Origin of the sequence: Halobacillus sp. Marseille-Q1614 (assembly GCF_902809865.1) — a bacterium.
GTDB lineage: Bacteria > Bacillota > Bacilli > Bacillales > Halobacillaceae > Halobacillus_A.
Genome location: NZ_CADDWH010000001.1, coordinates 85,005 through 111,378 on the forward strand (window position 1 = coordinate 85,005; position 26,374 = coordinate 111,378).

The 26,374-nt window shown below is 42.1% G+C and carries 27 protein-coding genes and 1 pseudogene; 20 read left to right on the forward strand and 8 right to left on the reverse strand.

What is annotated here, in order from left to right; translation table 11 throughout:
- Nucleotides 1-56: 56 nt before the first annotated feature.
- Nucleotides 57-1,247: a sodium:proton antiporter gene (locus HUS26_RS00435; RefSeq protein WP_173915277.1), complete on the reverse strand. Its 1,191-nt coding sequence runs from the start codon at nucleotides 1,245-1,247 to the stop codon at nucleotides 57-59.
- Between the two features lie 293 nt (nucleotides 1,248-1,540).
- Here HUS26_RS00435 and rraA point away from each other — a divergent pair, with 293 nt between their 5' ends.
- From rraA to HUS26_RS00455, 4 genes are all read left to right on the forward strand, one after another.
- Complete coding sequence (rraA, locus tag HUS26_RS00440; RefSeq protein ID WP_173918697.1) at nucleotides 1,541-2,026, forward strand: ribonuclease E activity regulator RraA; 486 nt, start codon at nucleotides 1,541-1,543, stop codon at nucleotides 2,024-2,026.
- Between the two features lie 178 nt (nucleotides 2,027-2,204).
- Entirely contained in the window at nucleotides 2,205-2,438 is a 234-nt protein-coding gene (locus HUS26_RS00445) for a hypothetical protein (protein WP_173915278.1), read from the forward strand.
- Nucleotides 2,439-3,081: 643 nt separating this feature from the next.
- A complete protein-coding gene (locus HUS26_RS00450) occupies nucleotides 3,082-3,378 on the forward strand; it encodes a hypothetical protein (protein WP_173915279.1) in 297 nt (98 codons plus the stop codon).
- A gap of 116 nt (nucleotides 3,379-3,494) precedes the next feature.
- Nucleotides 3,495-4,049 carry a DUF488 family protein gene (locus HUS26_RS00455; RefSeq protein WP_173915280.1) on the forward strand — a complete coding sequence of 185 codons (555 nt, stop codon included), beginning with the start codon at nucleotides 3,495-3,497 and terminating at the stop codon, nucleotides 4,047-4,049.
- A gap of 147 nt (nucleotides 4,050-4,196) precedes the next feature.
- On the opposite strand, the gene HUS26_RS00460 is transcribed toward HUS26_RS00455, so the two are convergent.
- Nucleotides 4,197-4,433 (reverse strand): hypothetical protein, encoded by a 237-nt coding sequence (locus HUS26_RS00460; RefSeq protein WP_173915281.1) that lies wholly within the window; start codon nucleotides 4,431-4,433, stop codon nucleotides 4,197-4,199.
- A gap of 296 nt (nucleotides 4,434-4,729) precedes the next feature.
- Between HUS26_RS00460 and HUS26_RS00465 the strand changes: the two genes are divergently transcribed.
- From HUS26_RS00465 to HUS26_RS00475, 3 genes are all read left to right on the forward strand, one after another.
- Nucleotides 4,730-5,323 (forward strand): YdhK family protein, encoded by a 594-nt coding sequence (locus tag HUS26_RS00465; protein WP_173915282.1) that lies wholly within the window; start codon nucleotides 4,730-4,732, stop codon nucleotides 5,321-5,323.
- A gap of 263 nt (nucleotides 5,324-5,586) precedes the next feature.
- Nucleotides 5,587-6,228 carry a uridine kinase gene (locus tag HUS26_RS00470; RefSeq protein WP_173915283.1) on the forward strand — a complete coding sequence of 214 codons (642 nt, stop codon included), beginning with the start codon at nucleotides 5,587-5,589 and terminating at the stop codon, nucleotides 6,226-6,228.
- A gap of 15 nt (nucleotides 6,229-6,243) precedes the next feature.
- Entirely contained in the window at nucleotides 6,244-6,705 is a 462-nt protein-coding gene (locus HUS26_RS00475) for a hypothetical protein (RefSeq protein WP_173915284.1), read from the forward strand.
- A 108-nt stretch (nucleotides 6,706-6,813) separates the two neighbouring features.
- Here the strand turns inward: HUS26_RS00475 and HUS26_RS00480 are convergent, their stop codons facing one another.
- Nucleotides 6,814-7,479 carry a TrkA family potassium uptake protein gene (locus HUS26_RS00480; protein WP_173915285.1) on the reverse strand — a complete coding sequence of 222 codons (666 nt, stop codon included), beginning with the start codon at nucleotides 7,477-7,479 and terminating at the stop codon, nucleotides 6,814-6,816.
- Nucleotides 7,480-7,634: 155 nt separating this feature from the next.
- On the opposite strand from HUS26_RS00480, the gene HUS26_RS00485 reads away from it, so the two are divergent.
- The 4 genes from HUS26_RS00485 to HUS26_RS00500 all read left to right on the forward strand — a co-directional run bounded on the left by HUS26_RS00485 (nucleotide 7,635) and on the right by HUS26_RS00500 (nucleotide 12,132).
- Nucleotides 7,635-8,948, forward strand: coding sequence for a TrkH family potassium uptake protein (locus HUS26_RS00485; RefSeq protein ID WP_173915286.1), 1,314 nt, complete (start codon nucleotides 7,635-7,637; stop codon nucleotides 8,946-8,948).
- A 441-nt stretch (nucleotides 8,949-9,389) separates the two neighbouring features.
- Complete coding sequence (locus HUS26_RS00490; protein WP_173915287.1) at nucleotides 9,390-10,316, forward strand: nucleoside hydrolase; 927 nt, start codon at nucleotides 9,390-9,392, stop codon at nucleotides 10,314-10,316.
- A 153-nt stretch (nucleotides 10,317-10,469) separates the two neighbouring features.
- Nucleotides 10,470-11,513 carry a DUF2332 domain-containing protein gene (locus HUS26_RS00495; RefSeq protein WP_173915288.1) on the forward strand — a complete coding sequence of 348 codons (1,044 nt, stop codon included), beginning with the start codon at nucleotides 10,470-10,472 and terminating at the stop codon, nucleotides 11,511-11,513.
- A 52-nt stretch (nucleotides 11,514-11,565) separates the two neighbouring features.
- Nucleotides 11,566-12,132: a DUF4256 domain-containing protein gene (locus HUS26_RS00500; RefSeq protein WP_173915289.1), complete on the forward strand. Its 567-nt coding sequence runs from the start codon at nucleotides 11,566-11,568 to the stop codon at nucleotides 12,130-12,132.
- A gap of 115 nt (nucleotides 12,133-12,247) precedes the next feature.
- Here the strand turns inward: HUS26_RS00500 and HUS26_RS00505 are convergent, their stop codons facing one another.
- Genes HUS26_RS00505 through HUS26_RS00515 form a run of 3 tightly spaced genes read right to left on the reverse strand, consistent with a single transcriptional unit; the run spans nucleotide 12,248 to nucleotide 16,048 of the window.
- Nucleotides 12,248-13,618, reverse strand: coding sequence for a PTS ascorbate transporter subunit IIC (locus HUS26_RS00505; RefSeq protein WP_173915290.1), 1,371 nt, complete (start codon nucleotides 13,616-13,618; stop codon nucleotides 12,248-12,250).
- 29 nt (nucleotides 13,619-13,647) lie between these two features.
- Nucleotides 13,648-13,914 carry a PTS sugar transporter subunit IIB gene (locus tag HUS26_RS00510; protein WP_173915291.1) on the reverse strand — a complete coding sequence of 89 codons (267 nt, stop codon included), beginning with the start codon at nucleotides 13,912-13,914 and terminating at the stop codon, nucleotides 13,648-13,650.
- Nucleotides 13,915-13,936: 22 nt separating this feature from the next.
- Nucleotides 13,937-16,048 (reverse strand): BglG family transcription antiterminator, encoded by a 2,112-nt coding sequence (locus tag HUS26_RS00515; protein ID WP_173915292.1) that lies wholly within the window; start codon nucleotides 16,046-16,048, stop codon nucleotides 13,937-13,939.
- A gap of 416 nt (nucleotides 16,049-16,464) precedes the next feature.
- Here HUS26_RS00515 and HUS26_RS00520 point away from each other — a divergent pair, with 416 nt between their 5' ends.
- Nucleotides 16,465-16,908 carry a GyrI-like domain-containing protein gene (locus HUS26_RS00520; RefSeq protein WP_173915293.1) on the forward strand — a complete coding sequence of 148 codons (444 nt, stop codon included), beginning with the start codon at nucleotides 16,465-16,467 and terminating at the stop codon, nucleotides 16,906-16,908.
- 265 nt (nucleotides 16,909-17,173) lie between these two features.
- Nucleotides 17,174-17,659, forward strand: a complete 486-nt coding sequence (locus HUS26_RS00525) for an SRPBCC family protein (RefSeq protein WP_173915294.1) — start codon at nucleotides 17,174-17,176, stop codon at nucleotides 17,657-17,659.
- A gap of 73 nt (nucleotides 17,660-17,732) precedes the next feature.
- On the opposite strand, the gene HUS26_RS00530 is transcribed toward HUS26_RS00525, so the two are convergent.
- Nucleotides 17,733-18,299, reverse strand: coding sequence for a TetR/AcrR family transcriptional regulator (locus HUS26_RS00530; RefSeq protein WP_173915295.1), 567 nt, complete (start codon nucleotides 18,297-18,299; stop codon nucleotides 17,733-17,735).
- A 182-nt stretch (nucleotides 18,300-18,481) separates the two neighbouring features.
- On the opposite strand from HUS26_RS00530, the gene HUS26_RS00535 reads away from it, so the two are divergent.
- Nucleotides 18,482-20,515, forward strand: a complete 2,034-nt coding sequence (locus tag HUS26_RS00535) for an RND family transporter (RefSeq protein ID WP_173915296.1) — start codon at nucleotides 18,482-18,484, stop codon at nucleotides 20,513-20,515.
- 2 nt (nucleotides 20,516-20,517) lie between these two features.
- Nucleotides 20,518-22,335, forward strand: coding sequence for a YhgE/Pip domain-containing protein (locus tag HUS26_RS00540; protein ID WP_371809521.1), 1,818 nt, complete (start codon nucleotides 20,518-20,520; stop codon nucleotides 22,333-22,335).
- A 196-nt stretch (nucleotides 22,336-22,531) separates the two neighbouring features.
- Here HUS26_RS00540 and HUS26_RS00545 read toward each other — a convergent pair whose 3' ends face one another.
- A complete protein-coding gene (locus tag HUS26_RS00545; protein ID WP_173915298.1) occupies nucleotides 22,532-23,140 on the reverse strand; it encodes a hypothetical protein in 609 nt (202 codons plus the stop codon).
- Nucleotides 23,141-23,395: 255 nt separating this feature from the next.
- Between HUS26_RS00545 and HUS26_RS19940 the strand changes: the two genes are divergently transcribed.
- The 5 genes and pseudogenes from HUS26_RS19940 (at nucleotide 23,396) to HUS26_RS00560 (ending at nucleotide 26,281) form a co-directional block, all read left to right on the forward strand.
- Nucleotides 23,396-23,536, forward strand: coding sequence for a hypothetical protein (locus HUS26_RS19940; RefSeq protein ID WP_254434314.1), 141 nt, complete (start codon nucleotides 23,396-23,398; stop codon nucleotides 23,534-23,536).
- Nucleotides 23,472-23,702, forward strand: coding sequence for an arylamine N-acetyltransferase (locus HUS26_RS19945; RefSeq protein ID WP_254434254.1), 231 nt, complete (start codon nucleotides 23,472-23,474; stop codon nucleotides 23,700-23,702). Before HUS26_RS19940 ends, HUS26_RS19945 begins: the two co-directional genes overlap by 65 nt.
- A gap of 20 nt (nucleotides 23,703-23,722) precedes the next feature.
- A pseudogene (locus HUS26_RS19955) lies at nucleotides 23,723-24,107 on the forward strand (arylamine N-acetyltransferase).
- A gap of 80 nt (nucleotides 24,108-24,187) precedes the next feature.
- Complete coding sequence (locus HUS26_RS00555) at nucleotides 24,188-25,177, forward strand: aldo/keto reductase (RefSeq protein ID WP_173915299.1); 990 nt, start codon at nucleotides 24,188-24,190, stop codon at nucleotides 25,175-25,177.
- A 294-nt stretch (nucleotides 25,178-25,471) separates the two neighbouring features.
- Complete coding sequence (locus tag HUS26_RS00560; protein ID WP_173915300.1) at nucleotides 25,472-26,281, forward strand: STAS domain-containing protein; 810 nt, start codon at nucleotides 25,472-25,474, stop codon at nucleotides 26,279-26,281.
- The last annotated feature ends 93 nt before the right edge of the window (nucleotides 26,282-26,374 follow it).

A 26,374-nucleotide genomic window follows, 5' to 3' on the forward strand; every position in this document is an offset into this window, starting at 1 on the left:
AATTTATTTACTATTCCTCAAAAACCAACCCGGAGAATATTTTCTCCGGGTTGGTTTTATTGTTTCACCAATTTTTGGGACAGCGGATAGACGCCCAGACTCTGGACTACTAAGGAAATCAATACGGCTGCAAACGCCAGCGACAGTATCATATCTACTTCTCCTGCACTCTTGGATTGCAGATTCAATATAAGATAAACAGACATAGTTCCCTTTAAACCGGACCAGGTGAGCATAATCGATTCCCTCCAGTTGATATCATTTCTCCAATGGGGAAATAACTGGGTTGTCCCGAAAATGATCAGGAAACGTATAATCAGGGAGAGTAAAAAGATGACGATCGCAAAGCCCCAGGCTCCAAAAACAAGATGCTGGGCAGCTTGGATGCCAATCAAGAGAAAGATCAGCGCTAATACTGTCAGCTCGATGATATTCCAAAAGCCGTCCAGCTTGTCGCGCAGGTCATCTTCTTTGATCGCTCGCCCGAATTCAAAGGAAAGCATAATTCCAGCAAAAACAGTAGCAAGAACGCCGGAAAAATGGAAGTGTTCGGCCATGTTGAACACGCCGAACGCTAATACAATCGAAAGCATCACTTGATACTCGCGGTTATGTGTAAAGTGAACAGCCTTACTGACAAGCCATCCGAATAATACGCCGATGAAAGCACCTCCGAGGGAAACGAGCAGGAATTCGCCTAAAAACGAAAGAAGTCCGAACGATTTTCCTTCTGTCAGCATTCCTGCAAGGACTGTGAAGATGACAATACTTGTCCCATCATTGATCAGCGATTCCCCTTCCACCACATCCGCCATTTTTTCATTACCCGTCGAATTCTTTAGTATTGAGGTAACAGATACAGGATCCGTCGGCGTCAATATCGCGGCAACCATCAAGGCGCCCACAAAGGATAACGATAGGAACGGTCCACTGAGCGCAAATATAGCTGCCCCAAGCAGTGCCACGGTGAGCATGATACCGATTGATGCGAGTACACTTATGATTCCTGCATTTTCTTTAAAACCTTTGGCAGGGAACCGGTAGGCAGACGAAAATAACAGAGGAGGAAGGAAAATTTGATAAATCATATCCTTCGTCACTTCGATTGATGCAAAATAAGGGATCAGGGAAAGGCCGATACCCAGCAGCACCAGTATTGTAGGAACTGGGAAGTTTTTTTGTTTTTTATCGATCGTGAAAATGATATAACCAATGAAAATCAGCAAAATATATTGCGATATATGCAAAATAAACCCACCTCTCTTTAAAGTATAAAAAGCCCCGCAAAGCCGGGGTATACGGAGGCACATTTCTAGATAACGTCAGTTTTAATTATAGTGGTTGATTATCCTATTTCCCTTAAAATAAAACTTCTCCGTTATGGTTACTCATGAGTGGGCAAGGTTTCAATGGCAGCAGCACGTTTGAATCAATAAACTATTCCTCAAAGTTCGAAAATTCGAATTACTTTGTTATTATAAAGTTATTCTAGAACAAAGAAGTGAGATGAGTACTAAATAGGAGGGAACCCGTGTTGAAAATTAAAACAGCCGATTTATGCGATCATTACCCGGATAAGTTAAGTATCGTTGACCCTTTGTTTTCAAGTTTCGGTAAAAGAAAAAGCTTTTTTGGTCCTATATCCACAGTTAAAGTGAAAGACGATAATGTCCTTGTCAGGAGGGCACTTGAAACAATAGCTCCTGGTTCAGTTTTAGTAGTCGATGGAATGGCTTCTAAAAACTGTGCTTTGTTAGGGGGCAATTTAGCAGAAATAGCAGCCAAAAGGGGATTAGCTGGAATTATTGTTAATGGATATATTCGAGATTCAACAGAAGTATGTGAAACGGATATTGGAGTGATCGCATTAGGTACCATCCCTTTGAAGAGTCGAAAAGAAGGAAAAGGAGAAGAAAATGTAACGCTGGAGTTCGGTAATACACTATGGAATCCTAACGATTACGTTTATGTCGACGAAGATGGAGTAGTGGTGGCTTCTGAATACTTGGAGGTTACGGAAGGTTAATTTAACTAACTTAACTGGATACAGCTAGCCTTATTATTTCACGATTTGCGATATTGTATGTAATAAACACAGGATAAAAATAAGGGATGAATAGAAGGTCTAAAAAAGATCATACTAAAAATAATGCTGGAATAACTCTGAGGATTATCCCTATTAAAGGAAAAGGAATAAATAACTTATGAGCAAGACTAATTTTATGTACTTGATTGGGATTGTATCTTATCTATCGTGGATCTTTCATTTGATGTTTAATCCAAATCCTTACGAAGAGGCCGTCCTTAACGAAGGCTGGATTTATCTTATCATCGCCATCCCTGTCTATTTCACCTGTGTGTATTTCTATGGTTGGCGCAAAGGAGAGTATACGGAAGATCCTGAGGTACTCGCTGATCAGTCTCCAACAGTTGAATAGTCATTTTTGTTTAAGAAGTACGCTACAATTGGGGCGTGCTTCTTAATTATGTGTGCCGCCTAAAGAACAGCAGCTGAAGATTCTCTCATAATAGAGGGAATCTCAGGCTGTCGAGAAAGTCTCAACAGTTTTTCTCATGGAGTTTCCTGTTAAAGCATAGCGCGGCAGGCAGGATTCCATTGGCCATAAAAGGGGACGAATGGGACGGGAACCACCTCGCTTTCCACGGGGAAGACGGCAAGCCTCTTCGGGCTTTTTGCCCTGTGGGTCTTTCCAGCCTTGCACATCCTGTAGGAGTCTCGCTTGTTCCCTTCCCATTACAAGGAAAAAGGTGAATGGAATCCTCCTTATTCGAGAAGAGGAATCAGCTGACCTTTCACCCGGTACTTTGCATCCATAAGAGCGTTGACTCGGGTAGAGAGCCATAAGAACAAGAGATAAAAACTTATCCGGAGCCCTTCGCTTCATCCTATCCTTTGAAAGGAAGTAAAATTTCGCCCGTATTCCCTGAACTTCGAGAGTACTTCCCGAATTTCGAGGGTATTTATCGAAATATCGCGAGTAAAACTCAAGACCTGCCTCACTCTTTGGAAGGAGAACCCACCAGGGACGTTGAATAGGTATAGAAAAGGAGGGTCCACGTATGAAAAGAATAAAGATAGATAAAGTTTACCATATGGATAACAACACAGAAGTAGATTTCTCCAAAGGTCTGCTGCTGATCGACGATAAAGGCGCTCACCGTAATTGGAACGTCAGCTTATCTAAAGTTAAAGAACCGAGCGGCTTACAGTCCGATGACGCGTCGTACAGCCTGCAGTTTACGGACTTTGAAGGCACCTCGTATGTCGGCACAGCTGTCACTGAACATGTTTCCAAGGATGGGACGGTGCTGATGGCATCTAAGGGTGAGCTGAAAGAGGAACAAATGAAGTTGTAGAAGAACTGGCGGCTGCAAGGGACTCTTGCAAGGGTAAATAATAGATGAGAGGGTATAGTTTTTTAAATGCTCATCTTCCTATCATTCTATGAATATCCGAGAAAGGGGTCACTCTTATGAAAATATATACGATTGGGCATTCGGACCATTCCCAGGAACATTTTCTGAAGATGCTGAATAAGGCTGACATCCACTTTGTAGCGGATATCCGAGCATTTCCTGCAAGCCGTAAACACCCTCAATACAAAAAGGAAAACATGGAGCAGTGGCTTGGGGAAGCGGGAATCAAATACCGTCATTTCTCGGTTCTCGGAGGCAGACGGCAGCAGTCGAGCCAGACTGGGGAGGAGCTGAATTCCGGATGGAACAATCGCTCGTTTCACAATTATGCGGATTATACGCTGACTGAGGAGTTCAAAAATGGACTGGAGAAACTTAAGGCACAAGCGGAGGATGCCAACCTGGTCTATATGTGTTCGGAACGTCATCCGGCGAGATGCCACCGTTTGCTCGTCAGTAACTGGCTGCTGGCCAATGGCTGGGATGTTTTCCACATCATCGATGGTTCAAAGGGGAATCCTGAGCTGGTCCATCATGAATTGGGGAAATGGGGGGCCATGCCGATAATCGAAGAGGACGGCACGGTAGTGTATCCAGAACTGAATGAATAGCTGATTGATACTACGATCGTAGATGAGATTGAATCGCTTGCTCTCCGATTAAGTGATGTGAGCTAATTTTAATAAAGGGTGACAAACTTCCATAAAAGCAAAAAGGACTGCCATCAAGGCAGTCCTTTGTTAACTGATCAGGCTTTTTTACCAAGGTACCTGTGAGTCGTGGCATTCAAACCAGCCAAGCCATTCGGAAAGGGCACAGCCTGCTGTGAATCCAGTTTGTCCGCTTTTCCAATCGCTTCCTGTAGAAGTGGAACCAATCGTTTCGCTGACTTTTGCTGCCTCCACAACATTTAGGGGGTTGGCTCCAGCAAAACTTCCAAAACTAAGTACGAATACTGCCACTAAGGCAACGGCGATTCGACCAAATTTGTTCATGCTATCATCTCCTCAACAGATTGATTGTAAATCAGGCCAGTTCCTTAAAAATGGAACATACTTTAAAAACATACCAATCTATTCGAGAGATTTCCAGAGGGAATTACCCCATTTTGTATAAGATATAAGGTTAAATACTGACTGCTGGTTTGTTTACTATAAGTTTATGTATACCTATCCCGGGTAAAGTATAAGGAAACGAGTTAGAATACTAGTAATCTCTCACTATAGTTTGTATACTAGTGTTGGAATATACTCCCTTTGGAGGAAACGCAGCATCAAGGAGGATCCATGAAATGAACAAAAAATTGTTAACAGGCCTTACTTTTCTTTTGTTTCTGGCTTTAGTAACGGCCTGTTCAAGCAGTGAAGAAGGAAATGAAGAAACGAATGGTAACGAAAACACCGAATCAAGTGAAGAAACTGAATCTAATGAAGAATCGGATGAAATGGACCATTCCAGTTCTGGCGAGGTTCCTGAGGATCTCGAAGAAGCCGAAAACCCTACATATGAAGTCGGAAGTAAGGCTCTCATAACAGAAGGACATATGGCTGAAATGGAAGGAGCAGAAGCCACCATCTCCGGAGCTTTCCATACTGTAGCTTACGTCGTTTCCTATGATCCAACAAATGGCGGCGAACGAGTAACAGACCACAAATGGGTCATTCATGAAGAGATAGAAGAAGCCGGGGAAGAATCGTTTAAAGAGGGCGATGAAGTGACGCTGAATGCTTCCCATATGGAAGGCATGGATGGCGCCACAGCGACCATCGATTCTGCCGAAGAAACAACTGTGTATATGGTAGATTTTGAACCAACTGATGGTGGAGAAAAAATAACAAACCACAAGTGGGTAACCGAAAGTGAATTAAGTGCTACAGAAGAATAAATATGAGGAAGCAGGCGTCACCTTTTAGAAGGGTGGCGCCTTTTAATTATGACTGGCTTACTTATAACCAATCATCAGCAGATAAGTTAAAGACTGTCCCGCAGCTGTTAAATTATTTTAAAATTTAAAGCCTTCCACTTGTTCAAATTAGTATACTTAAGTTAGGACGTTCCCGGCGAGAGTTAATGCGCCAGTTCACCACGTGAGGTGGTCAAGTTCTCGTGTTCAGGCACTAAACCGACGAGTAAAAAGGAGGATAAATGATGGAGAAGGTATTACAGGATTTAGCACACGTAATAAATAGGAAACGTGAAAAATTAATTATTGGGATTTCAGGTCATGGCGCTTCAGGAAAGACTACCTTTGCTAAGAATCTCATGAAGCTTTTGACTCAGCAAAATGTGAATTACATAAATACCGACCCTTACATTATCGGCTCCGATATTAGAAAACACACGATTATAGATTATGAATATAAGAATGAAAACCATCATTATAAAATGACAGCCTGTCATCCGGCCGCTCACCATGTATCAGCTTTAGAAAGAGATATCCATATGATCAGGAATGGGTTAGATTTTTATTCCATAGGGACGGATTATAAGAAGAGCACTATAATTTCTTCGGGCAAAAAAGTGACTATTGTTGAAGGCATGAGTGTTGCTTTTACCGATCCAAATTTATTCGAAATCAAAATCTACTTATATACCGGTGGAGAAACAGAGTTAAATAGAAGAGGCGTTCGAGATGTTTCTGAAAGAGGGGCCGATATTAACTTTATTAGGCATTCTCATGAAGAGCGAAGAATTCAATACGACATCTTTATGCACCCTTATCATCGGAACTTTGATGTGGTGATAAAAAATAGTAACGAAGAATATTTTCTTGAAAAATTTGCTTTATAAAAGAGTGGCTGGTTATTGGACAAGAGAAACTATTATTTACTTCAATTGTCTTTATATTTAGATGGAACTTACATGTACAGCATCATCATGACTTCTAAGGAGGAATTAAATATTAGGATATATGTTTTGCTGGGTATAGTACTTTTGCTTTCAGCTTGTTTAGGGCAGGAAACATTGCGTTTTGAAGGTGAGAGTGATCATTGGAAAGTTAATTATCAAGCTGAAATTCAGGGAGAAGATAAGGAGTCTGCCAGCTTCACGATGCACTATATAGGAGGCGGAGAACCACCTGAGGAAATTGATTGCAATATAAATGCCGGGGAGGAAACTGGCCACAATGTATCTTTAGAAAAAGGCGTTTTAGAGTCATCTCGTCATCCTTGTTCGGGATGTTCTATTACAAGAGAAAATCAAGAGTTTGATGTGACAATAGAATGGGATGACAAGACAGAAAAACTAACTTTAGAAAGCGAATAGGTCTTACTAACATTATTTGTCTCATTCAGTTAAAGGTGTCCAATTCTTATAAATAAAATAAGGTAGCTCTATTAATACGTTAGAGCTACCTTATTTTAAGCGCTATAATCAATCTTCAAGTACCAGGTTTTTCTCGAAACGGGTAATATCCTTGTCTGCACCAATCACGATTAAGATATCACTTTCCTTTATTGCTTCGGTAGCCACGGGGGACACAATTACATCTTTTCCTCTTTTAATGGCTACAATATTACAGCCATAGTGAGCTCGAACGTCCAATTCGGTAAGTGTCTGTCCACTCATCTTTGAGCCTGCTTTTACTTCTACGACACTATGGTCATCTGATAGTTCAATGTAATCAAGGATATTATTAGAGATAATATTGTGCGCAATCCTCTTGCCCATGTCTCGTTCGGGGTGGATCACATGATCGGCTCCAATTTTGTTTAGAATCTTCTCATGATAATCGTTTTGGGCTTTAACTGTGATTTTCTTTATTCCTAATTCTTTAAGCATTAACGTGGTCAGCATGCTGGCCTGAATGTTATCCCCAATAGCAACGATGACATGATCGATGTTGCGTATGCCTAGTTCTTTAAGAACGATTTCGTCCGTGGAATCTGCGATAACAGCATGTGCCGCAATATCCCTGAATTCATTCACTTTGTTTTCATCACGGTCTATGGCTAGAACTTCCATTCCTTCACGGCTGAGTTCTTTGCATATGCTTCCGCCAAACCGCCCTAAACCTATAACTGCAAAATCTCTGCCCATATTTTGTTCCTCCACATTTCAGGTAATTGAACATATTTTAACATAAAAAGGTTTCTCTTTAATTGTAAAATTTCTCAAGGGAACTTTAGGAAAAAATTATATAGGGTAGAATATACTATACTCAATTAAATAATTAAATAATAGGAGACATTCTGATGAAACTGAGTGCACTTAATCCTCCTCAAGTAGTTATCAGCTTATTTATTTCCATTATTCTTATAGGGACGTTATTATTATGCCTGCCCATTTCAAGTACAGAAGGTATATCTGTCATCGACGCTTTATTTACTGCAACATCAGCTATGACCGTAACAGGATTAGTTGTGGTGGATACGGGCACTGCTTTTACTCTGTTTGGGCAAATGATCATCTTAATCCTTATACAGCTGGGTGGTATAGGAATCATGACATTTGCCGTACTCATTTATATTGCGGTCGGTAAAAAGATCGGAATTAAACAGCGCCTGCTTTTAAAACAAGCTTTAAATCAATCTGCTATTGGCGGAGTCGTCAGCCTGGCTAAAAAGTTATTTCTTTTTTCACTTCTAGTAGAGTTAATCGCTGTTTTTTTTCTAGCTTCAAAGTGGATTCCGGAAATGGGTTGGGGGCAAGGGATATATGCGAGTATATTTCACGCTGTTTCTGCGTTCAATAATGCCGGGTTTTCTATTTGGTCTGACAGTTTGTCGGGGTATGTAGATGATCCTTTTGTCAACATTATCATTTCCGTTCTTTTTATAATTGGCGGTATAGGTTTTACGGTTGTATTTGATTTGTGGAAAAGTAAAGAGTTTAATCACCTCTCCCTACAAACTAAAGTGATGGTAGTGGGTACATTAGCAATTAATGTTTTTAGTTTTCTCATGATTTTCTTCTTAGAATTTAATAACCCGCAGACCTTAGCCAATTTAAGTAATTTCGGAAAAATCCAAGCTGCCTATTTCCAAGCAGTTACTCCGAGAACTGCTGGATTTAATACATTAGATATTGGGCAAATGGAAGAGTCCAGCTTATTCTTCATTATTACTTTGATGTTTATAGGAGGAGGAAGTGCCTCTACGGCTGGAGGAGTAAAGCTTACAACGGTTTTAACCATTCTGCTGGCCACACTCTTCTTTTTTAAAGGGAAGGAACATATCGTGATTTTTAATAGGAGTATTACCATGCACATTGTTTTAAAGGCTTTATCATTAACCATAGGAAGTGCGTGTGTAGTTATTATAACCATCTTCATATTAGAACTGACGGAGGATGCTCCCTTTTTAACGATCGTGTTTGAAAGTATCTCAGCCTTTGGCACCGTTGGTCTTTCTATGGGGTTAACAGGGAGTTTAACATTAGTCGGGAAAATAACGATTATTTTAACGATGTTGATTGGCAAATTAGGACCGTTAACCTTTGCTTTTGCATTTGCCAAACAAACCTCTGATCTAGTAAAGTATCCAAAAGAAGATATCCTTACAGGTTAGAAGATTTGATATGAAAAGTGAATGAGGCTGAGGTCTATACTAAAGAGGAGTATTATGATTCTTCGAAAAGGAATTTATATGATAACTGGGATAAAGACTTGCACAAATGTTAACAGAATAATTTGAGAATGGCGTTCATGTGAATGGAAAAATTGATGTGACACCTGATTATTCCAAAGGTGCAGCTATTTTTGGCGAGGACGTCACAACTATATATAATTCTGTCTTACCTAATACCTATAGCCATTGCCTTTATCACAGGGATAATTGTTTTCTTTATCCTGGAGTTCGCAAATTAAATTTTTAAAAGTGTTAGTAATTAACTTAGGGTATAGAAGCATGTACGTATTTTAACATGATATTGAATCCTCCATAAAACTGGATCAAGCATGATTCATGAAACCTTGGAATATAAAGAAATAGGAAGGGGGGATTCCTATTATGAAAAAAATTCTTTTATTTTGTGATCCTGGAATTGATGATTCCTTAGCCATTATTTATGCCATAATGGATCCTGAAATTGACCTCGCCGGTATCGTTACAAGTTATGGGAATGTGACTAAAGACCAAGCTACAGCCAATGCTGCTTATTTGCTGCAATTAGCGGGTAGAAAAGATATTCCCATTATTCCTGGAGCTTCCAATCCTGTGCAGCAGGAGGAAGTGACCTTTTACCCGGAAATCCACGGTGAGGAAGGCATTGGCCCGATACAGCCTCCTGGTAATATGCAATATCAGACGTATCCTTTTGACACGATTCGTCTCATTATAGAAAGATACAGGAATGAGCTCATTATTGTAGACACTGGCCGTTCGACTACTCTGGCAACTGTATTTATCCTGTTTCCAGATCATATGAAAATGGTTCATTCCTTTTACGTGATGGGCGGGGCCTTCTTTGTTCCAGGAAACGTAACAGCACTGGCAGAAGCAAACTTCTTTGGAGACCCGACTTCCTCTAATTATGTTCTTAAGTATGCGCATAACCTAACGATAACTCCGTTAAACGTCACTCAATTCGCTATCATTACTCCGGATATTGTTGATAACATCTCTAAAAACAAGAAAAACATTTATGCTTTCATGATGGCTCCCATTTTTGAGTATTACTACAAATTCTATAAAAAATCTGTGCCAGGTATTATAGGTGCGCCTATTCATGATCTTCTAACGATAATTCTTGTTAAAAATCCTAACGTTGTGGATTACATATATTATGATGCCCATGTAATTGAGGGTATAGAAGCAAGGGGACAGTCCTATATTGACCTTCGTCCCACAAGTAAAACAGGAAATACAAGTATTGCTGTCCATCTCCATTACGAAGCGTTTTTAAAAGAGTTTACTAAAGTTATGTTACCTGAGTGATTTCGTGTGAAAAGGGGAGTGAAGGACGTGTCTTCCGCATAAGGGGGCAATTCTTAAATGGAATTGTTCTCTTTTTCATTCCATCATTTATAAAATTTTGAAAGTGGTCTAGAATTGTAAGTGTCAGCGTTATCATTAAAGGGAGAGAAGGATATGGATACTCATTGGGTTGCTGAACGATTTAATCATTTTGCGATTTTAGAGTGTGAAGGTTCAAGTGAACTTTATAAAAATTTGTCCCTGCAGATTGCGAAAGATCATGATTTATTAGAGTTATGTCTATATGCTCGACAAGGACAGCCTATTCCAAATTTGCTCTTTGGTGCTGTCCATTATTTACTACTCCAAGGTACTGATCACGAACTAAAGGAATACTACTCAAGTATAGTCGATAACACTAAGAAAGATAGTCACTCCTTCGCATTATTTAAAGATTTTTGCCTGAAAAACGTAACGAATATAAAGTCCATTTTAAAAAATAAGCGGGTGCAGACTAATGAAGTCCGTCGTTGTGCTTATTTATATCCTGTATTCTGTTACATTTATCAGCAGACTAATAAACCGCTCTCTCTTATAGAAATCGGGACAAGTGCAGGTCTCCAGCTGTTATGGGATCATTATTCTTATTCATACGAGAAGGATCATCTTTATGGCAATGAAGATTCCTTTGTACATTTAACCTCTAAAGTGCGTGAAGGAGGACTTCCTCATCAATTATTATCTCTAAACCCTCCAGTTAATGATCGACTAGGGATTGACTTACATATTAGTGACCTTACCGATGAAGAAGATTACTTATGGTTAAAAGCCCTAATATGGCCAGAACATAAGGACAGATTTGTAAACTTTGAAGACTCTGTTAAGCAATTAAGGTTACATCCTCCTCATCTTATCGAAGGAGATGGCGCAGCTCTATTATCAGAGGCAGTAGAAGAAATTCCTCCTGATACGACACTTTGTATCTTTCATACTCATGTAGCTAATCAGATGCCACGTAGTGTTAAAGAAAGTTTACTACAAAAAATAAATGAAATTGGCGGCCAAAGAGATATTTTTCACATTTACAATAATATGGAGGATAGAAAGCTGCATGTAGATTCAATTTTAAATGGAAAAGTCCAGAAGAAAACTGTTGGGGAAACAGATGGACATGGCCGTTGGTTTGATTGGAAATTATCGGGCGATTGTTCCATATAACGTGGCCGTTTAATCCTTATAAAACTTTTACTAATAATAAGGAGGAATTAATATGACAAAAAGAAATACGGAGTTGTCAGTAGAGCAGCGTGAAGAACTATTCAGAACTTTGAAAGCCCGTTTTGAAAAAAACATGAACCGCCATAAAGATGTTAAATGGGCTGAAGTACAAGCTAACCTCGAAGCTCATACTGAAAAGATGTGGTCTCTTCATGAAATGGAAGGAACTGCCGGTGAACCGGATGTTGTGGGTTATGATAAAAAGACTAATGAATATATTTTTTATGATTGTTCAGCGGAAAGTCCTAAAGGCCGCAGAAAGGTTTGTTACGACCGTGAAGCGCAGGAGTCAAGGAAAAAATACAAACCAGAGAATAACGCTAGTGATATGGCAGCTTCAATGGGCATTGAACTTTTAACGGAAGAACAATACCGGGAGCTGCAGGAGCTTGGAAATTTTGACTTGAAAACATCGAGCTGGGTGCAAACACCTGCTCATATTAGAAAACTTGGCGGTGCCCTCTTTTGTGACCGTCGCTACGATACTGTCTTTGTGTACCACAATGGAGCAGAATCCTACTATAGTGCAAGGGGGTTCCGTGGATCGCTAAGGGTCTGAATTTTGCACAGACATCTAGTTTGCGAGTCAGCCCGAAGAATCATCTCCCAGCCAGCATCCAGCGTAAAGTAAAACACTCCCTGCTTCTAAGAGGCAGGGAGTGTTTTACATTTAGTTATGCTGCGTCGTTTGTACCCTTATTGTTCTCATTTGATTTTGATTTAAAGCCGGCCAAGAACAAGAGGGCTAGGATGAGAATGATTCCTCCAATGATGATAATATTGGAATCAAAAAGATTGATCAGATTACCTAGCACGATTCCAACTACACCGAAGTCAGCATCCCCGAACGTTGTTCCCTGGAACCCTAGTGTGCCTAGAACTGGCAGCAAGAGGGCTGGCAGGAAGCTGATCATTACACCGTTCGCCATGGAGCCGATAATCGCTCCTCTTCGACCGCCGGTTGCATTACCGAAGACTCCGGCCGCTGCACCTGTGAAGAAGTGAGGGACTAGTCCGGGAACGATTACTTTCAAACCTAGTAAAGGTAAGAATAGCATGCTGACGAGTCCAGCGATGAAGCTGAATAGGAAACCGATGATGACAGCGTTTCCAGCGAATGGGAAAATGGCTGGGCAATCAAGCGCAGGTTTAGCGTGAGGGACGATTTTATCCGCAATTCCTTTGAAGGCTGGAACAATTTCAGCAAGAAGCATACGCACACCGGCTAAAATGATATAAACACCAGCTGCAAATGTAAGACCCTGCATAAAGGCGAAAACCAGGAAGTTCTGTCCACCGCTTAGTTCTCCTTCCACGAAGGCTGGACCGGCTGCAGCTGCGACGACAAAGAACAGGATGACCATGGTTAACGCTACGGAAACAGAGGTGTCTCTGAGAAAGCCGAGTGATTTTGGAACTTTGATATCCTCTGTCGATTTTGAACCTTTTCCGACAGCTTTACCGACTAACGCGGACACTAAATAACCAACTGATCCGAAGTGGCCGATGGCAAAGTCATCCGAACCGGTGACTTTTCGGGTGAAAGGCTGAAGCATCGCTGGGGAAAGGACCATCAATGCCCCGAGAATAACTGATCCAAGGATGATCATTGTAATACCGGAAAATCCTCCAGTGATTAAGATGACAGCGATTAAACAGGCCATAAACATGGTATGATGTCCAGTTAAAAAGATATATTTAAAAGGCGTGAATCGTGCAAGCAGAATATTGACAATCATACCAAACAGCATGATCATCGCTGTCTCTGTACCAAATGATTCCTGTGCAAGCGCGACGATCGCTTCATTGTTCGGGATCACCCCGTTGACAGCGAAGGCTTCGTCGAACATGCTGCTGAACTGGTCCAGGGACTGGACGAGTACATTCGCCCCAGCCCCAAGGATGACGAAGCCCATTACCGTTTTAAGAGTTCCGGAGACGACGTCTCCGGAATTTTTGCGTTGCACAAGGAGTCCGATTAAGGCGAATAGACCGACCAGGATCGCAGGGGTACCTAAGATATCCTTCATTATTAAATCAATCATATTTAACGCTCCTTTTGTTTTTTAGTGGATTACAAATTTTGTTCTAAGGCTTCACGAAGCTCGTTTTTATCCATCAAATTCTTCAGTTTTACGACATTTTTATTGCCATCTTCCAGATTTCCGACAATATCCTCTGACCCCAAGTAGAGATCGGCTTGTTCAGACTTGGCGGAAGTTAAATCCGTGTGGGAAACGTCCGCTTCTTTCCCCATTTCCTTAAGTGCTGCTTTCACGTTCATTTCTACAATCATGCTGCTGCCTAAACCATTTCCACATACGATTAATACTTTTTTCATAATAGTTTCCTCCTCAAATTTTTTAAACTTCGACGGATTGATTGATTAAATCAATAACAGTTTTACTATCACTTGCTGAAATTAACTTCTCGACATTGTCTTCCTCCGATAACAATTCCGTGAGCTGGGCTAACGCTTTTAGATGGGTTTGATTATCAATCGCCGCTAGTACGATGATTAACTGAGCGCGATGTTTCTCTTTTTCGGAGAAATAAACCGGTTCTTTCAATCGTAAGAAACTCATTCCCAGCTGTTCGACCCCTGTTTCTGGGCGCGCATGGGGGATAGCGATTCCTGGGGCGATGACAATATAAGGTCCTAACTCGTTTACATTATCAATCATTGCCTGAACGTAATGCGGTTTAATCGATTGCTGGTCGATCAGTGGCTGAGCCGCCACTCTGATGGCTTCCTCCCAGCTTTGTACATTGTCTTTAAATTGGATCGTTTGATCCGTTAGTAATTCATTGAGCATAGGCTTTTTGAGCTCCTTTGTTCGCGGGTTATTTTTTTCTAAAAGGTGAACCAATTCTCTTTTCAGTTCGTCTTTTTGATGGATCGTCGCATGGCGTTCGATCACATCCATCAGGTGATCGATAGAATTCTTTTCTGGCGGCTTCGAATCGAAAAGCTCATTCATCCGTTGTATGACCCGTTCCTTCTCGATGTCAGTTAAGATGGCCGGAACGTGGATGACGGGAATGTCTTTCGGTTTGATATAATTCGTTGAAAAGATCACGTCCACCTGATGTTCATTGTTTTGATATTCTCTCATCGACAGGGTGGTGATGACATTCAAGCCGGCAATCAAGTTTTCTAATTGGGTCCGTAACATGTTGGAGGTCCCGATCCCATTCTCACAAACGATGATGGCTCTGAGCTTTGTTTCGACATGCTTTTTCTCTTTTGTCAGCCAGCCTCCGAAGTGTAAGGTAATGTAAGCCACTTCTTCATCAGGAATCGTCTTCCCAACATACAGCTCCAGGTGCCTCATCACCCCTTTCGTCAAATGGAAAATGTCTGGATAGGTTTCTTGAATGGTATCAGCTAAGTCATTCGCGATTTGCACCCCATACTTCAGCCGATAATATGTTGGCTTGATATGAGAAATCAGGTTTTCCTCAAGTCCTTCCTTATCATCAAACACCACAAAAGCAGAAAGTTGAAAATCAGCAATCATCTGTTGAACGACTTCTTTCAGCCCCGACAGCTCTCGATCGGAATAACGGCTGAAGTCATCCTGTTGGACTTTAGAACCCAACAGATTCATGGTAATAAAGCAAACCTCATCCTCTGGGAAAGCAACCCCCCATAAGTTTTCAAGCTTATTCGTGATGAGTAAGGAAGCCTGGTAAGCTTCTGTTTGCTGCAATACCTGCTTCTCTTCTGGCTCAACCAGGATATACTTCTGTAACTTGATTCGCTTCATAATCATTAAGATCTGTAAGGAAAGGATCTCAACCATTTCATCTGTCAAAGTCAATCCTAATTCTTTTTCAGCTTCAAAAAGAAGGTTTCTCACAGAGCGCCGCTGATCGGTCTCCTGTGACCAAGTATCGGCTTCCGGCAGGATCATCTTATGAACCTCATTCCTGACGTTGTGCCAAGCCGGATGTGAGATGATGGTCGCCAGGATATTGGAAAGCATCGTTCTTTTTGCATCCTCAGAACCATTCAAGCGGTATCCTGAGCCTTTTTGGTAGTACAAATACAGACCAGCTTCCTTGAACTCTTGCTTGATAGACTTAATGGATTTGGCGAGCGTTCCCCGGCTCATGCTTGTCAGGTCCATAAACCTCTGCATCGATGCATCATGTTCTTCTAATAGAATTTTTGCTTTAATCAGAATTTCGCGTTCCTGCTTTGATAATTGGTACTGCCAATCTTCAAAACTCTGATCCTGCTGAATCATCAGTTTCTCTTTCGATGAATCAGGCAAAAGCAATCCCTTGCCATGTATACTTTCAATTGGTTCCAGGTTCTGAGTCCTTAACCAACTATTAATCTGATCGAGATCGTAATAAATCGTGCGTTGCGATACATTCATTTTGGCAACAAGATCTTTTGCCGGGACCGGATCAGTTGATTGTTGAATGATGGATAATAAGTGTGCACGTCTTTTATCCAGTACCATGAGGATCCCCCTTGTCTTCTATCTCTTAAGGTGTCAGTTTTTGCATAATTGAACAGGTAGTAATTCGATGATCATCTTATGGCTTTATTATATAGGCTTTTTATCAGTTTTGAAAGGGTTTTCAGTGTGTAGAGTTTGTATATCGGTTTTTTGCAAAAATGAACAGTTGAGTTTGATGTGTACCTGGTACCGAGTCAGCCTTTCTCGGTACCAGGTACCAAGAGAAAAAAGAAAAAAAGTTCATTGAGGGCTATATATCCAGAAGCTGCTGTAAAAGAAGGAGGGAGGAATAAAGTAACCGCCTTTTAGTTACTCCATAAAAGGGGCAGCTAACTGCAACAATTTATTATAGAAGGAATTTAACTTCTTCGAAGAGAATATGGAAGATAAGTTATAAAAAGCAGGAGGACCCGTTGATGGATTGTAAAAAGGTTAACAAAGTCTTTAGAGTTGTAGGCATAAAAGGTAGTGGGAATTTTTGTGAGTTGGGTAAAGAGGTTCCAAAACTTGCCCAACAATTTATAGCTCGTAAAGATGAAATTAAGAATCATTGCAACACCGAAATAGCACTCTTTGAGCCTAAAAGAGATGCTGGTCATAAAACAGGGCACTATTATGTAGGGTTAATTGTTAATGAAACTCTAAGAGAGGTTCCTTTTGGAATGGAATATATCGAAAAGGCTCAAGATTATGTATCGACAAGGGGAAATATAAATAATCTCGATAGCCTGCATAATCATTTATTAAAATGGGCAGAGGGACAGGGATATAAAAGAGATCTAGAATCTTATATCATTGAAACCTATCATCCAATGGTAAATGGGGAAGAAGTAGAGATTTACTTACCGATCTATAATTAATAATTACTAAAAATGAATCATTCATTTTATCTTGATCGCCTCTTCAAAATGATGAATTCAAGATACCTTCATAAATACCAATACTATAATAAAGGATTCATAACTTTTATGTTTAATTATGGAAGAGTATGGTTAGTACGAAAATTTGGAAACAGAAGTCGACTTAAGCGCCAAATTATGGAGTAAAGGAAAATGTTCAGCATTCATATGTGATAAACTTTAAAAATTGACTTAGTGAAAGTACGTCAAAAAGGAGGGTTTAATCATGTTAGATTCATCAAGAAATAAGAGAACAGATTCTGTCTCAAGAGTGATTAAGGCATCATCGCAAGCCATTTATCAGGCATTCATAAACCCAGAAGCATTAGTGTCGTGGCTTCCCCCGAAAGGAATGTCGGGTCATATTGACTTGTTTGATCCCCGCGAAGGCGGAACTTATCGAGTGACCCTCACGTACGAAACGGATCACTCAAACCCAAACCCTGGTAAGACTTCGGGAAACACTGACGTAGCCCAAGGGAAGTTTTTAGAGTTGGTTCCAGACAAGCGAATTGTACAATCAGTAAAATTTGATTCTGAGGATCCATCGTTTTCAGGTGAAATGACGCAGAAATGGCTATTGGAGCCCATTTCAGAAGGCACAAAAGTCACTATCGTTTGTGAGAACGTACCTGAAGGAATACGTAAGGAAGATCACCACACAGGTTTAATGTCCACATTGGAGAATCTCGCTATCTTTACCGAACGATAAATTATTTTTGATGTCTGTATAAATAAACGAACTTAAGGCTTCCTGTGCTGACTAAAAGCTCACAGGAAGTTTTTTAATCCAAATAAGAAAATCCATAATTAATAAAATTATTAATCATCACAGCCATTTCTTTCGGCGGCTGATCCATGTTATTTGCGAGCCAATCCTTAATCACATGAATCGCTCCGCTGATCACAAAGGAACTTAAATACTTCGATTCTTCCCTCTTCAAATAGTTCTCACTCAACCAATTGTTCACCATAAATCCGCGGGTCAATTCCATCATTCGTTTTTCAAAGGTAGGGGCTGCATCCTTGTTCAGCAAGGTTTGGAACATGAATTTGTTTTCGATAATGTATTCCAGGATCTTCTCGGTCATCTGGATAGATTCTTCCTCAATTTCGTAGCTGTAGCTGTTCAAGTATTTGTTCATATCCTCTGTGATTTCTTCTTCAATTTTATCCAATAGATCGAAATGGTCGGAATAATGAGTGTAGAAAGTCGAGCGGTTGATATCTGCGATTTCACAGACTTCTTTTACCGTAATCTCTGAAATTGATTTTTGGGCGAGCAGGGTAATCAGGCTTTCTTTCAAGACTTTTCGCGTATATTTTTTACGTCGGTCTAATTTCTCGCTCATCTCTAAAGGCTCCTTTTGTTAAATTTGTGTGACAATCCAACACAAACGCAGCATTATGTTGGGAAACTGACGGAATTTGTGAAACTGTTTGTTGAATATCCGACACAGTGTCAAATACAATATTAGAGTGTGTGAAAGGTGTATGCAAGAGAGGATGACGTCTTATCGGTCTGTCAGCACGAATGATTAAACATAAAAAAAGCATTGTTTTTACATTTCTTATCATCACGTTGATCAGTGCGGTTGCGCAATTTGGCGTATCGGTCAATCACAATATGGTTGATTACCTCCCGGAAGAGGCGCCCTCCATAAAGGCGATGGATTTGATGGAGGAAGAGTTTGATACACCAATGGAGAATGCGCGAGTGATGGTAGAGGATGTCTCGATAACCGAGGCATTAACCTATAAAGAAGAACTGGAGGCCATCGACGGGGTGAGCGAAGTTACCTGGCTCGATGATGTCGTTGATTTAAAAGTGCCTCTTGAGATGGCTGATCAGGATATACTTAAATCCTATTATCAAAAGGAGTCTGCATTATTCTCTTTGAACATAGAAGAAGGATATGAAGTGGAAGCAACCGATGAGATTTATAAACTGATCGGAAAAGAAGATGCGCTTGCAGGTGAAGCCTTAAATACAGCTGTTTCACAAAAGATGGCTGGCAGCGAATCGTTATATGCCGGCGCCTTATTAGTTCCGATCATTATTTTGATTTTGCTTTTATCGACGAATTCGTGGATTGAACCCGTGTTCTTTTTAACAGCGATTGGGGTTTCTGTCCTGATCAATTTAGGGACGAACATCTTTATTGGAGAAGTCTCCTTTGTGACACAGTCGGTGGCGCCAATCCTGCAGCTGGCGGTGTCGCTGGACTATGCGATCTTCCTGCTGCATAGCTTTTCCGATTACCGCAAAGAGACGGAAAACCCTGGGGAAGCCATGCAGCTAGCAATGAAACGCTCATTCCCGGCGATCGCAGCCAGTGCATCGACCACATTCTTCGGTTTTACCGCACTGACATTCATGGATTTCGGCATCGGTGCTGACTTAGGTCTGAACCTGTTAAAAGGAATCCTGCTGAGCTTCCTCAGTGTTATGGTCTTATTGCCTGCATTGACACTGATGTTTTATCACTGGATTGATCGTACACAGCACCGGCCATTTGTGCCGGCGTTTAAAAATATCGGTAAGAATGTACTTAAATCCAGATTTCCAAGTTTAGTCTTAGTACTGCTTCTGATTGTCCCTGCTTTCCTTGCGCAAAGTCATACAACTTTCATCTATGGATTTGGGGAACATCCAAAGGACACACGAGCGGCTCAGGATGAAGCGGCCATTGAGGAAGCATTCGGGAAAAACATGCCGATGGTGCTGCTTGTACCTGAAGGGGACAGAGGCAAAGAGGAAGAACTCGTACAGGATTTAGAAGACCTTTCTCAAGTTTCAAGTGTCATTTCTTATGTCAATATGGTCAGCACAGCTGTTCCGCCTGCTTATTTAGAAAAAGAAATGACAGAGCCATTCTATTCCGATAACTACGCACGCATGACCCTTTTCACAGAGACAGATGCGGAAGGGGAAGCGGCCTTTTCTCTGATTGAAAAAGTTCAGGATACAGCTGACTCGTATTATGAAGAAACCCATTTGCTCGGTGAGAGTGTCACGTTGTTTGATATAAGAAATGTCGTCCAGGAAGATAATAAGTTAGTGAATGGGCTGACGATCATCACGATTGCGATCGTGCTTTTGATCACGTTCCGCTCGCTATCGATCCCTGTGGTCTTGTTATTGACTATCCAGGCTTCCGTATGGTTCAACTTGGCGGTCCCATACTTTACGGACACGCCTCTCGTTTATATCGGCTATCTGCTCATCAGCACGATCCAGCTGGCCGCTACCGTCGACTACGGCATCTTATTTACGGAAAACTACAATTACCTGAGGAAAGAAATGCCGGCAATAAAGGCGGTCAAGAAAACGATTGATGACAAGATTTTTGCGATTTTCATATCGGCTTCCATATTATCCAGTGTCGGGTTTATCTTAGGACTTACATCGTCGAACCCGATCGTGTCTTCCATCGGTTTATTGTTAGGCCGGGGAGCGCTGCTTGCGTTCGTCATGGTTGTGTTCGTCCTGCCTGCGCTGTTACTTGTATTTGATAAGGTGATTGAAAAAACAACATGGAAACCTAATTTTTATAAGGGGAAATGATGATGAAATATAAACGTATAACTGCTCTGTTCATGGCATTTCTTCTTGTGATGCCGGCCTTTCTCGTATCGGCTGAACAAAATAAATCCTCAGAAGAGAAAACTCCCGGGGGAGAAGGGTCTTACTCTGAGAAGCATGAAGTCGTGTATGCCACATTGAATGCGTCCGGGAATCAGGAAGAAATGTATGGCGTCAACAACTTCAGCATTGAGGAACCTGGGAAAATCGTCGATCATGGATCTTATACCAGTGTGCAAAATCTGACGGATTTAACCGATATCGATCAAAACGATAACCGTGTGGAATTGACGGCGAAAGAAGATGAGTTTTATTATCAGGGAAACCTTGAAGACACGCCGCTTCCATGGAATATAGATGTTTCTTATAAATTAGATGGTGAAGAATTACAGCCTGAAGAACTGCTCGGCAAGGACGGAGAGTTTGAGATCCAGATTGATACAGAAAAAAATGAAGATGCCGACCCAGCCTTTTTCGAAAATTATCTGATGCAGATTACTCTCACATTGGATTCCAAGCTGTATGAAAACATTGAAGCTCCAGATGGAACAGTCGCTAATGCAGGGAAGAACCGCCAAGTGACATTTACCGCCATGCCTGAAAAAGAAGGAAGTTTTACTTTAAGTGCGGATGTCACTGATCTCGAAATGGAAAGCATTGAAATGGTGGCGATTCCATCCTCCATGTCTATTGACGCCCCAGACACGGGTGCGGTGACGGATGATATGAACTCATTATCTAACGCCACATCAGAACTCAATCAGGGTGTCGGCGAACTGAAGCAGGGGATCGCAGAACTAAACGATGGCGCCGCCGTCCTTTACGACGGTTCTGCCGAATACAAAAATGGTATAGGTGAGCTTGATAACGGCTCAGCTGAACTCGTCAAAGGATCGGCGTCGATCCAGTCCGCTCTTCAAAAAATGAGCGAATCAGTCGGAGCAGGTTCTGGTGAAATGAATCTAAGTGATTTGTCTAAGATGGAAGACGGCATACGTCAGGTCGCCGAAGGCCTGAAGGAAGCCGAGAATGGTCTTTCCAATCTAAAAGAGCAGTATGGCAAGGCTCATGGGGCACTAGGCGAGACGATCGAATCGATTCCTGCTTACAATATTACCGAAGAACAAATCCAGGTCTTGTATGAAAGCGGAGCTGACAAGGAAGTCGTCGATCAGCTTGTAGAAACTCATCAGACCGCCGCTGCCACGAAAGAAACCTATGCCAATGTAAAAGAAGTGTTCAATGCCGTCGACCCGGCGCTTGAAACGAGCGCCGGCTCACTGAACGAAATGAGCTCGAGCTTAAGCGCTCTGGCAGATAACCTGGCGAGCAGTCTTGACAGCGTGGACATTGATGAATCTATGAAAGAGCTGCAGGAAGGACTGCAGACCCTGTCGTCCAATTATAATAATTTCCATTCCGGATTAACGGATTATACCGGCGGTGTTTCCGAATTAGCTGGATCTTATCAGGAAATCCACAACGGCTTAGGCGAACTATCAAATGGAACGAGTGAGCTGGAAAATGGGGCAGCTGAACTTCATAATGGAACATCAGAATTAGCGGAATCAACCAGCGACATTCCTGGACAGATGCAAAGTGAAATCGATCAAATGGTGGAGGAATACGATAAATCAGATTTCGAGCCGGTTTCCTTTGTTTCATCTGAGAACGAAAAGGTAGAGTCTGTGCAGTTCGTGATCAAGACGGAAAGCATTAAGAAACCTGAAAAAGAAGAAGAGGCCCCTAAGGAGAAAGAAGAAAAAAGCTTCTGGGACCGCTTCATAGATTTATTCAAATAACATGGAAAAAGCCTTCTCTGTTAAGAGAAGGCTTTAGCTTGTAGAGAAACCATATGCTTACGGACGACCGAAGGATGCAGTAAAGGATCCGGGAAACGGTTCACTTTTAAGTGGGCGTACCATGCTGACTTAAACAACTAATTAAGCTGTCATGCAATACATGACAGCCTGTTCAGTTACTTTGAGCGACTTTTTATTACCAATGGTGTCGGCTTCCGGGGTGGTAATAGTAGGGATTCGCTGGATAATGGCTTCTTCCGTACATACCAGCTTGCCCTTGGCCGCCGCCGGCACCTGGAAGTCCTGGCATCATGCCGCCGCCCGGCATACCGCCTTGGCCGCCACCGGCACCTGGAAGTCCTGGCATCATGCCGCCGCCCGGCATACCGCCTTGACTGCCGCCGGCACCTGGAAGTCCTGGCATCATGCCGCCGCCCGGCATACCGCCTTGGCCGCCGCCGGCACCTGGGAGTCCTGGCATCATGCCGCCGCCCGGCATATCGCCTTGACCGCCACCGGCACCTGGGAATCCTGGCATCATGCCGCCGCCCTGCTCCTGGCCATTTCCGCCATTGCCTTGACCGTTTCCTGTTCCGTTGCCCCCGTTTTGCCCTTGAGGTGCTCCTTCCTGACCAGCTCCTTGAAGAGGAATAGGAAAGCATACGACAGAAAGTTCTTCTTCATCTGATGTCGTAATTGTGCCCTCCATGCCTCCTTCGAATTCGTACTGATCTTTTGGAATACAAATATAGCCCTCCTGCTGACGCGGGTACCAGTGAGGGTGGTAAGGATTATGGTAATACATGAATCATTCGCCTCCTTGATATACACCCTCATCCTATTCATTAAATTTAATTTGGGCACCATCTTTTTCAAAAACTCTTACATTCATTCGAATCATTCGTCCGACATAACCTTGAAAAAATGCTTCTAAAATAGGGGATAATTAAACGGAATGGCGACCTGGTGCTTCTGATAATGGTGCCGATAAAAGGATGGCTCCTATGATTTGTTTTTTCAAATTTATGGAAACTATAATGGGAAAGTGGAGGGGAATTCTATGGATCAATTATTTCGAATATTTCGAAATCGAATCGGCTTTCCTGAAAATGAAAAAATTCCTTTTGAAAAGCTGGATGTCATCCTTCAAAAGGTATCAAGAACCATTCCTTTTGAAAAATTTACGAATTATTTTAGGTGAAAAGCAAAGGATTACGAAAGGACATCTAATAAGTAAGGCGCTCATACATCAAGAAGGCGGGGTCTGCTATGAAATCAATCCGCTTCTTTACTATTTTCTTAAAGAAAATCAGTTTCAGCCGTTGAAGGTTCAGAGACAGGTAAAACCCATGTCGCTCTTCTTCTGAAGCATGAAGGTCAAACGTATATTGTCGATGCCGGGTTTGGCGGGAACTTGCCGTTAACCCCTGTACCTTTAACCGGAAAAAATCCAAACCCCAATTGGAGAATTCTGGGTTATTTCAACCGAGGAGGGCAGCTTTCCCTTGATGATAAAGCTTAAAGACAAAGGTAAAGAATGGAGAACCGGCTACACCTTTGATACATCGGATCTGATAATTGATGTCACAGAATTAAATGCCATGCAGCGCATCATTGTAGAACATGAAAAATCCCCATTTAATAAACATCTATTACTGACCAAATTCACCGAAAACGGAACTGAAGATAACCGATACTTCATGGACTCCCTGGGCAGCAGGGGAAGTAAGAAAAGAGGAAATCGATTCTCTTCGGTTCAACGAACTGGCTAGGGAATATTTTGAACTGAGTTTGAGAAGAAACGTGACCGGTAAATAAAGTAGTATCTATCTAAAAGGGAGGGTTACCTTATATGAATCGTATACAGAAGGGAAAACTTGGACTAGGGACAGCACCATTAGGAAATATGTTCCGTAATATTCCTGAAGAAGAGGCGGCCGACACCGTAGATGCTGCCTGGGAGCATGGGATCCGCTATTTTGACACAGCTCCCTTTTATGGCGCCGGTCTTTCTGAGATCCGCCTCGGAAGAGCATTGTCCAATTACGATCGTGATGATTATGTGTTAAGTACAAAAGTCGGCCGATATATGCTGGATGAAGAAGAAGAGCCAGCTAAAGGTGAACTGTTTGAGCATGGCCGTAACAATAAAGTCGTGACGGACTACAGTGCTGATGCTGTTTTACGCTCAATCGAACAAAGCCTCGAACGTTTGAACACCGACCGTCTCGATGTTGTCTACGTTCATGATGTGGCTCAGGACTTCCACGGGGATGAGTGGCTCTCTCAGCTTGAAATCGCTCGAACAGGCGCCTTTCGCGAACTGTCGCGGTTGCGTGACGAAGGTGTCATCCATTCGTGGGGGATTGGGGTTAACCGTGTGGAACCGATTGAGATCACGCTTGACCTTGAAGAAACAAAGCCGGATCTGTGCCTGCTGGCCGGCCGTTATACGCTCTTAGATCATGAACATGCCTTACAGCGTCTGATGCCAAAAGCTATTAAACAGAATGTGAAGATTGTGGCCGGGGGTCCTTACAACTCCGGGGTCCTTGCTGGAGGAAGTCATTTCGAATACCAAGAAGCTTCGCAGGAAACCCTAGAGAAAGTGGAAAAAATTAAAAATATTGCAGATCGGCACGGGATTAGCGTAAAGGCCGCGGCTCTGCAATTTACACTCGCTCATCCGGCTGTTACTGCCGCTATCCCAGGGGCCAGCCGCCCGGAGAGGATAAAAGAAGATCAGGACGCTTTAAACACGGAGGTTCCCGCAGCCTTCTGGCAGGAAATGCGTGAAAGAAAAGTTATAGCTCCTGATGCGCCGCTGCCCTTTAAAAAGTAATGAACAACAGGAACCCTCATTTGTTAGATGAGGGTTTTTTCTCCAGAATCCCAGCTTCATGATATGGAAGTCCGTAGTCAAAGTACCGTCCAATTGTTTTCGTGTTCCCTATTCTTAGGAAAGCCGGTTAATTCGGAATAGTCCATCTCTCTGCTTTATATTTAGTTCGGGGTAAAGAAAGTATAACTGCTTATCGGATTGGAGAAACTTAATGCCATAGTATGTATAAAAGTGCGGTATAATAAGGAAAAATGACATGTCTGTTTTTAATAATGGATCTGAGGTGACTTCCTAGTGCAGCAAAACCAAGATTTAATCATGATTGGAAAGAAGATTGAAGAAAGAAAGTACGAATTTGCCGATGCCATGAAGCAGGAGGAGAATGAAGCTCCTGAGAATCGTGAATTTCGCGCGGAGCTCTTTCAGCTTTTTGCAGACGGCCTGCAGAAAGGAAACGAAGCTACGAAGGACGAGGTGAACGCGTGGGGCGAACATATCGGCCGCCTGGCCATTGAACAAGGCGCTCAGTTGGATAATTCACTAAAAGGAACGATGGAATTTCGAGTCTACCTTTGGAATGCTCTCGAGGACATTACTAAGGAAGAGGATTTTTCCAAGGAAACGATCTTTAAAGTAGCGCGGAGCGTCGATCCGCTGCTCGACCACATTGTTTACGCGTTCAGCACCTCCTTTGTTCATTCGTATAAAGCCTCCTTAGAGAAAGCCCATCAGGAATTTTTGAATCTATCAGCCCCGGTGGTGCCTCTGTTAAATGGAGTGGCCGTAATGCCGATTATTGGAAGTGTGGATGAAAAACGAGCCTACTATATGATGGACACCACACTCAATGAAGCTATGAAGCAGCAGCTTTCCTATTTATTAATTGATCTATCAAGTGTCACGATGATCGACACACACGTTGCCAACAGCATCGCTAAGATCGTCACCTCCCTGGATTTACTCGGAGTGACTGCGATCTTAGCAGGCATTCGTCCGGAAGTGGCTCATACGATGGTGAGCTTAGGAATTGATTTCTCTGAGATTAAGACTTACAACTCCCTGCAGCAAGCTCTCTCCATTCATGTGTTCGGAAAAAGAGAATAGCACTAAAAAAGCGCTCCTTTCTGATTTGAAGAAGGAGCGCTTTTTTCATCAAACCGGTACCAGGTACGTGAGGACAGAATTCCGGTACCAGGT

What these genes read in the sequence shown, in the direction of transcription:
- HUS26_RS00450 (WP_173915279.1), top strand. Translation starts at nt 3,082, where the DNA reads ATGAAAAGAATAAAGATAGATAAAGTTTACCATATGGATAACAACACA.
- HUS26_RS00555 (WP_173915299.1), top strand. Translation starts at nt 24,188, where the DNA reads ATGAATCGTATACAGAAGGGAAAACTTGGACTAGGGACAGCACCATTA.
- HUS26_RS00515 (WP_173915292.1), bottom strand. Translation starts at nt 16,048, where the DNA reads ATGGTACTGGATAAAAGACGTGCACACTTATTATCCATCATTCAACAA.
- HUS26_RS00540 (WP_371809521.1), top strand. Translation starts at nt 20,518, where the DNA reads ATGAAATATAAACGTATAACTGCTCTGTTCATGGCATTTCTTCTTGTG.
- HUS26_RS00490 (WP_173915287.1), top strand. Translation starts at nt 9,390, where the DNA reads ATGAAAAAAATTCTTTTATTTTGTGATCCTGGAATTGATGATTCCTTA.
- HUS26_RS00485 (WP_173915286.1), top strand. Translation starts at nt 7,635, where the DNA reads ATGAAACTGAGTGCACTTAATCCTCCTCAAGTAGTTATCAGCTTATTT.
- HUS26_RS00505 (WP_173915290.1), bottom strand. Translation starts at nt 13,618, where the DNA reads ATGATTGATTTAATAATGAAGGATATCTTAGGTACCCCTGCGATCCTG.
- HUS26_RS00495 (WP_173915288.1), top strand. Translation starts at nt 10,470, where the DNA reads ATGGATACTCATTGGGTTGCTGAACGATTTAATCATTTTGCGATTTTA.
- HUS26_RS00470 (WP_173915283.1), top strand. Translation starts at nt 5,587, where the DNA reads ATGGAGAAGGTATTACAGGATTTAGCACACGTAATAAATAGGAAACGT.
- HUS26_RS00520 (WP_173915293.1), top strand. Translation starts at nt 16,465, where the DNA reads ATGGATTGTAAAAAGGTTAACAAAGTCTTTAGAGTTGTAGGCATAAAA.
- HUS26_RS00445 (WP_173915278.1), top strand. Translation starts at nt 2,205, where the DNA reads ATGAGCAAGACTAATTTTATGTACTTGATTGGGATTGTATCTTATCTA.
- HUS26_RS00545 (WP_173915298.1), bottom strand. Translation starts at nt 23,140, where the DNA reads ATGTATTACCATAATCCTTACCACCCTCACTGGTACCCGCGTCAGCAG.
- HUS26_RS19945 (WP_254434254.1), top strand. Translation starts at nt 23,472, where the DNA reads ATGTCATCCTTCAAAAGGTATCAAGAACCATTCCTTTTGAAAAATTTA.
- HUS26_RS00530 (WP_173915295.1), bottom strand. Translation starts at nt 18,299, where the DNA reads ATGAGCGAGAAATTAGACCGACGTAAAAAATATACGCGAAAAGTCTTG.
- HUS26_RS00525 (WP_173915294.1), top strand. Translation starts at nt 17,174, where the DNA reads ATGTTAGATTCATCAAGAAATAAGAGAACAGATTCTGTCTCAAGAGTG.
- HUS26_RS00480 (WP_173915285.1), bottom strand. Translation starts at nt 7,479, where the DNA reads ATGGGCAGAGATTTTGCAGTTATAGGTTTAGGGCGGTTTGGCGGAAGC.
- HUS26_RS00455 (WP_173915280.1), top strand. Translation starts at nt 3,495, where the DNA reads ATGAAAATATATACGATTGGGCATTCGGACCATTCCCAGGAACATTTT.
- HUS26_RS00460 (WP_173915281.1), bottom strand. Translation starts at nt 4,433, where the DNA reads ATGAACAAATTTGGTCGAATCGCCGTTGCCTTAGTGGCAGTATTCGTA.
- HUS26_RS00535 (WP_173915296.1), top strand. Translation starts at nt 18,482, where the DNA reads ATGATTAAACATAAAAAAAGCATTGTTTTTACATTTCTTATCATCACG.
- HUS26_RS00510 (WP_173915291.1), bottom strand. Translation starts at nt 13,914, where the DNA reads ATGAAAAAAGTATTAATCGTATGTGGAAATGGTTTAGGCAGCAGCATG.
- HUS26_RS00465 (WP_173915282.1), top strand. Translation starts at nt 4,730, where the DNA reads ATGAACAAAAAATTGTTAACAGGCCTTACTTTTCTTTTGTTTCTGGCT.
- HUS26_RS00500 (WP_173915289.1), top strand. Translation starts at nt 11,566, where the DNA reads ATGACAAAAAGAAATACGGAGTTGTCAGTAGAGCAGCGTGAAGAACTA.
- HUS26_RS19940 (WP_254434314.1), top strand. Translation starts at nt 23,396, where the DNA reads ATGGATCAATTATTTCGAATATTTCGAAATCGAATCGGCTTTCCTGAA.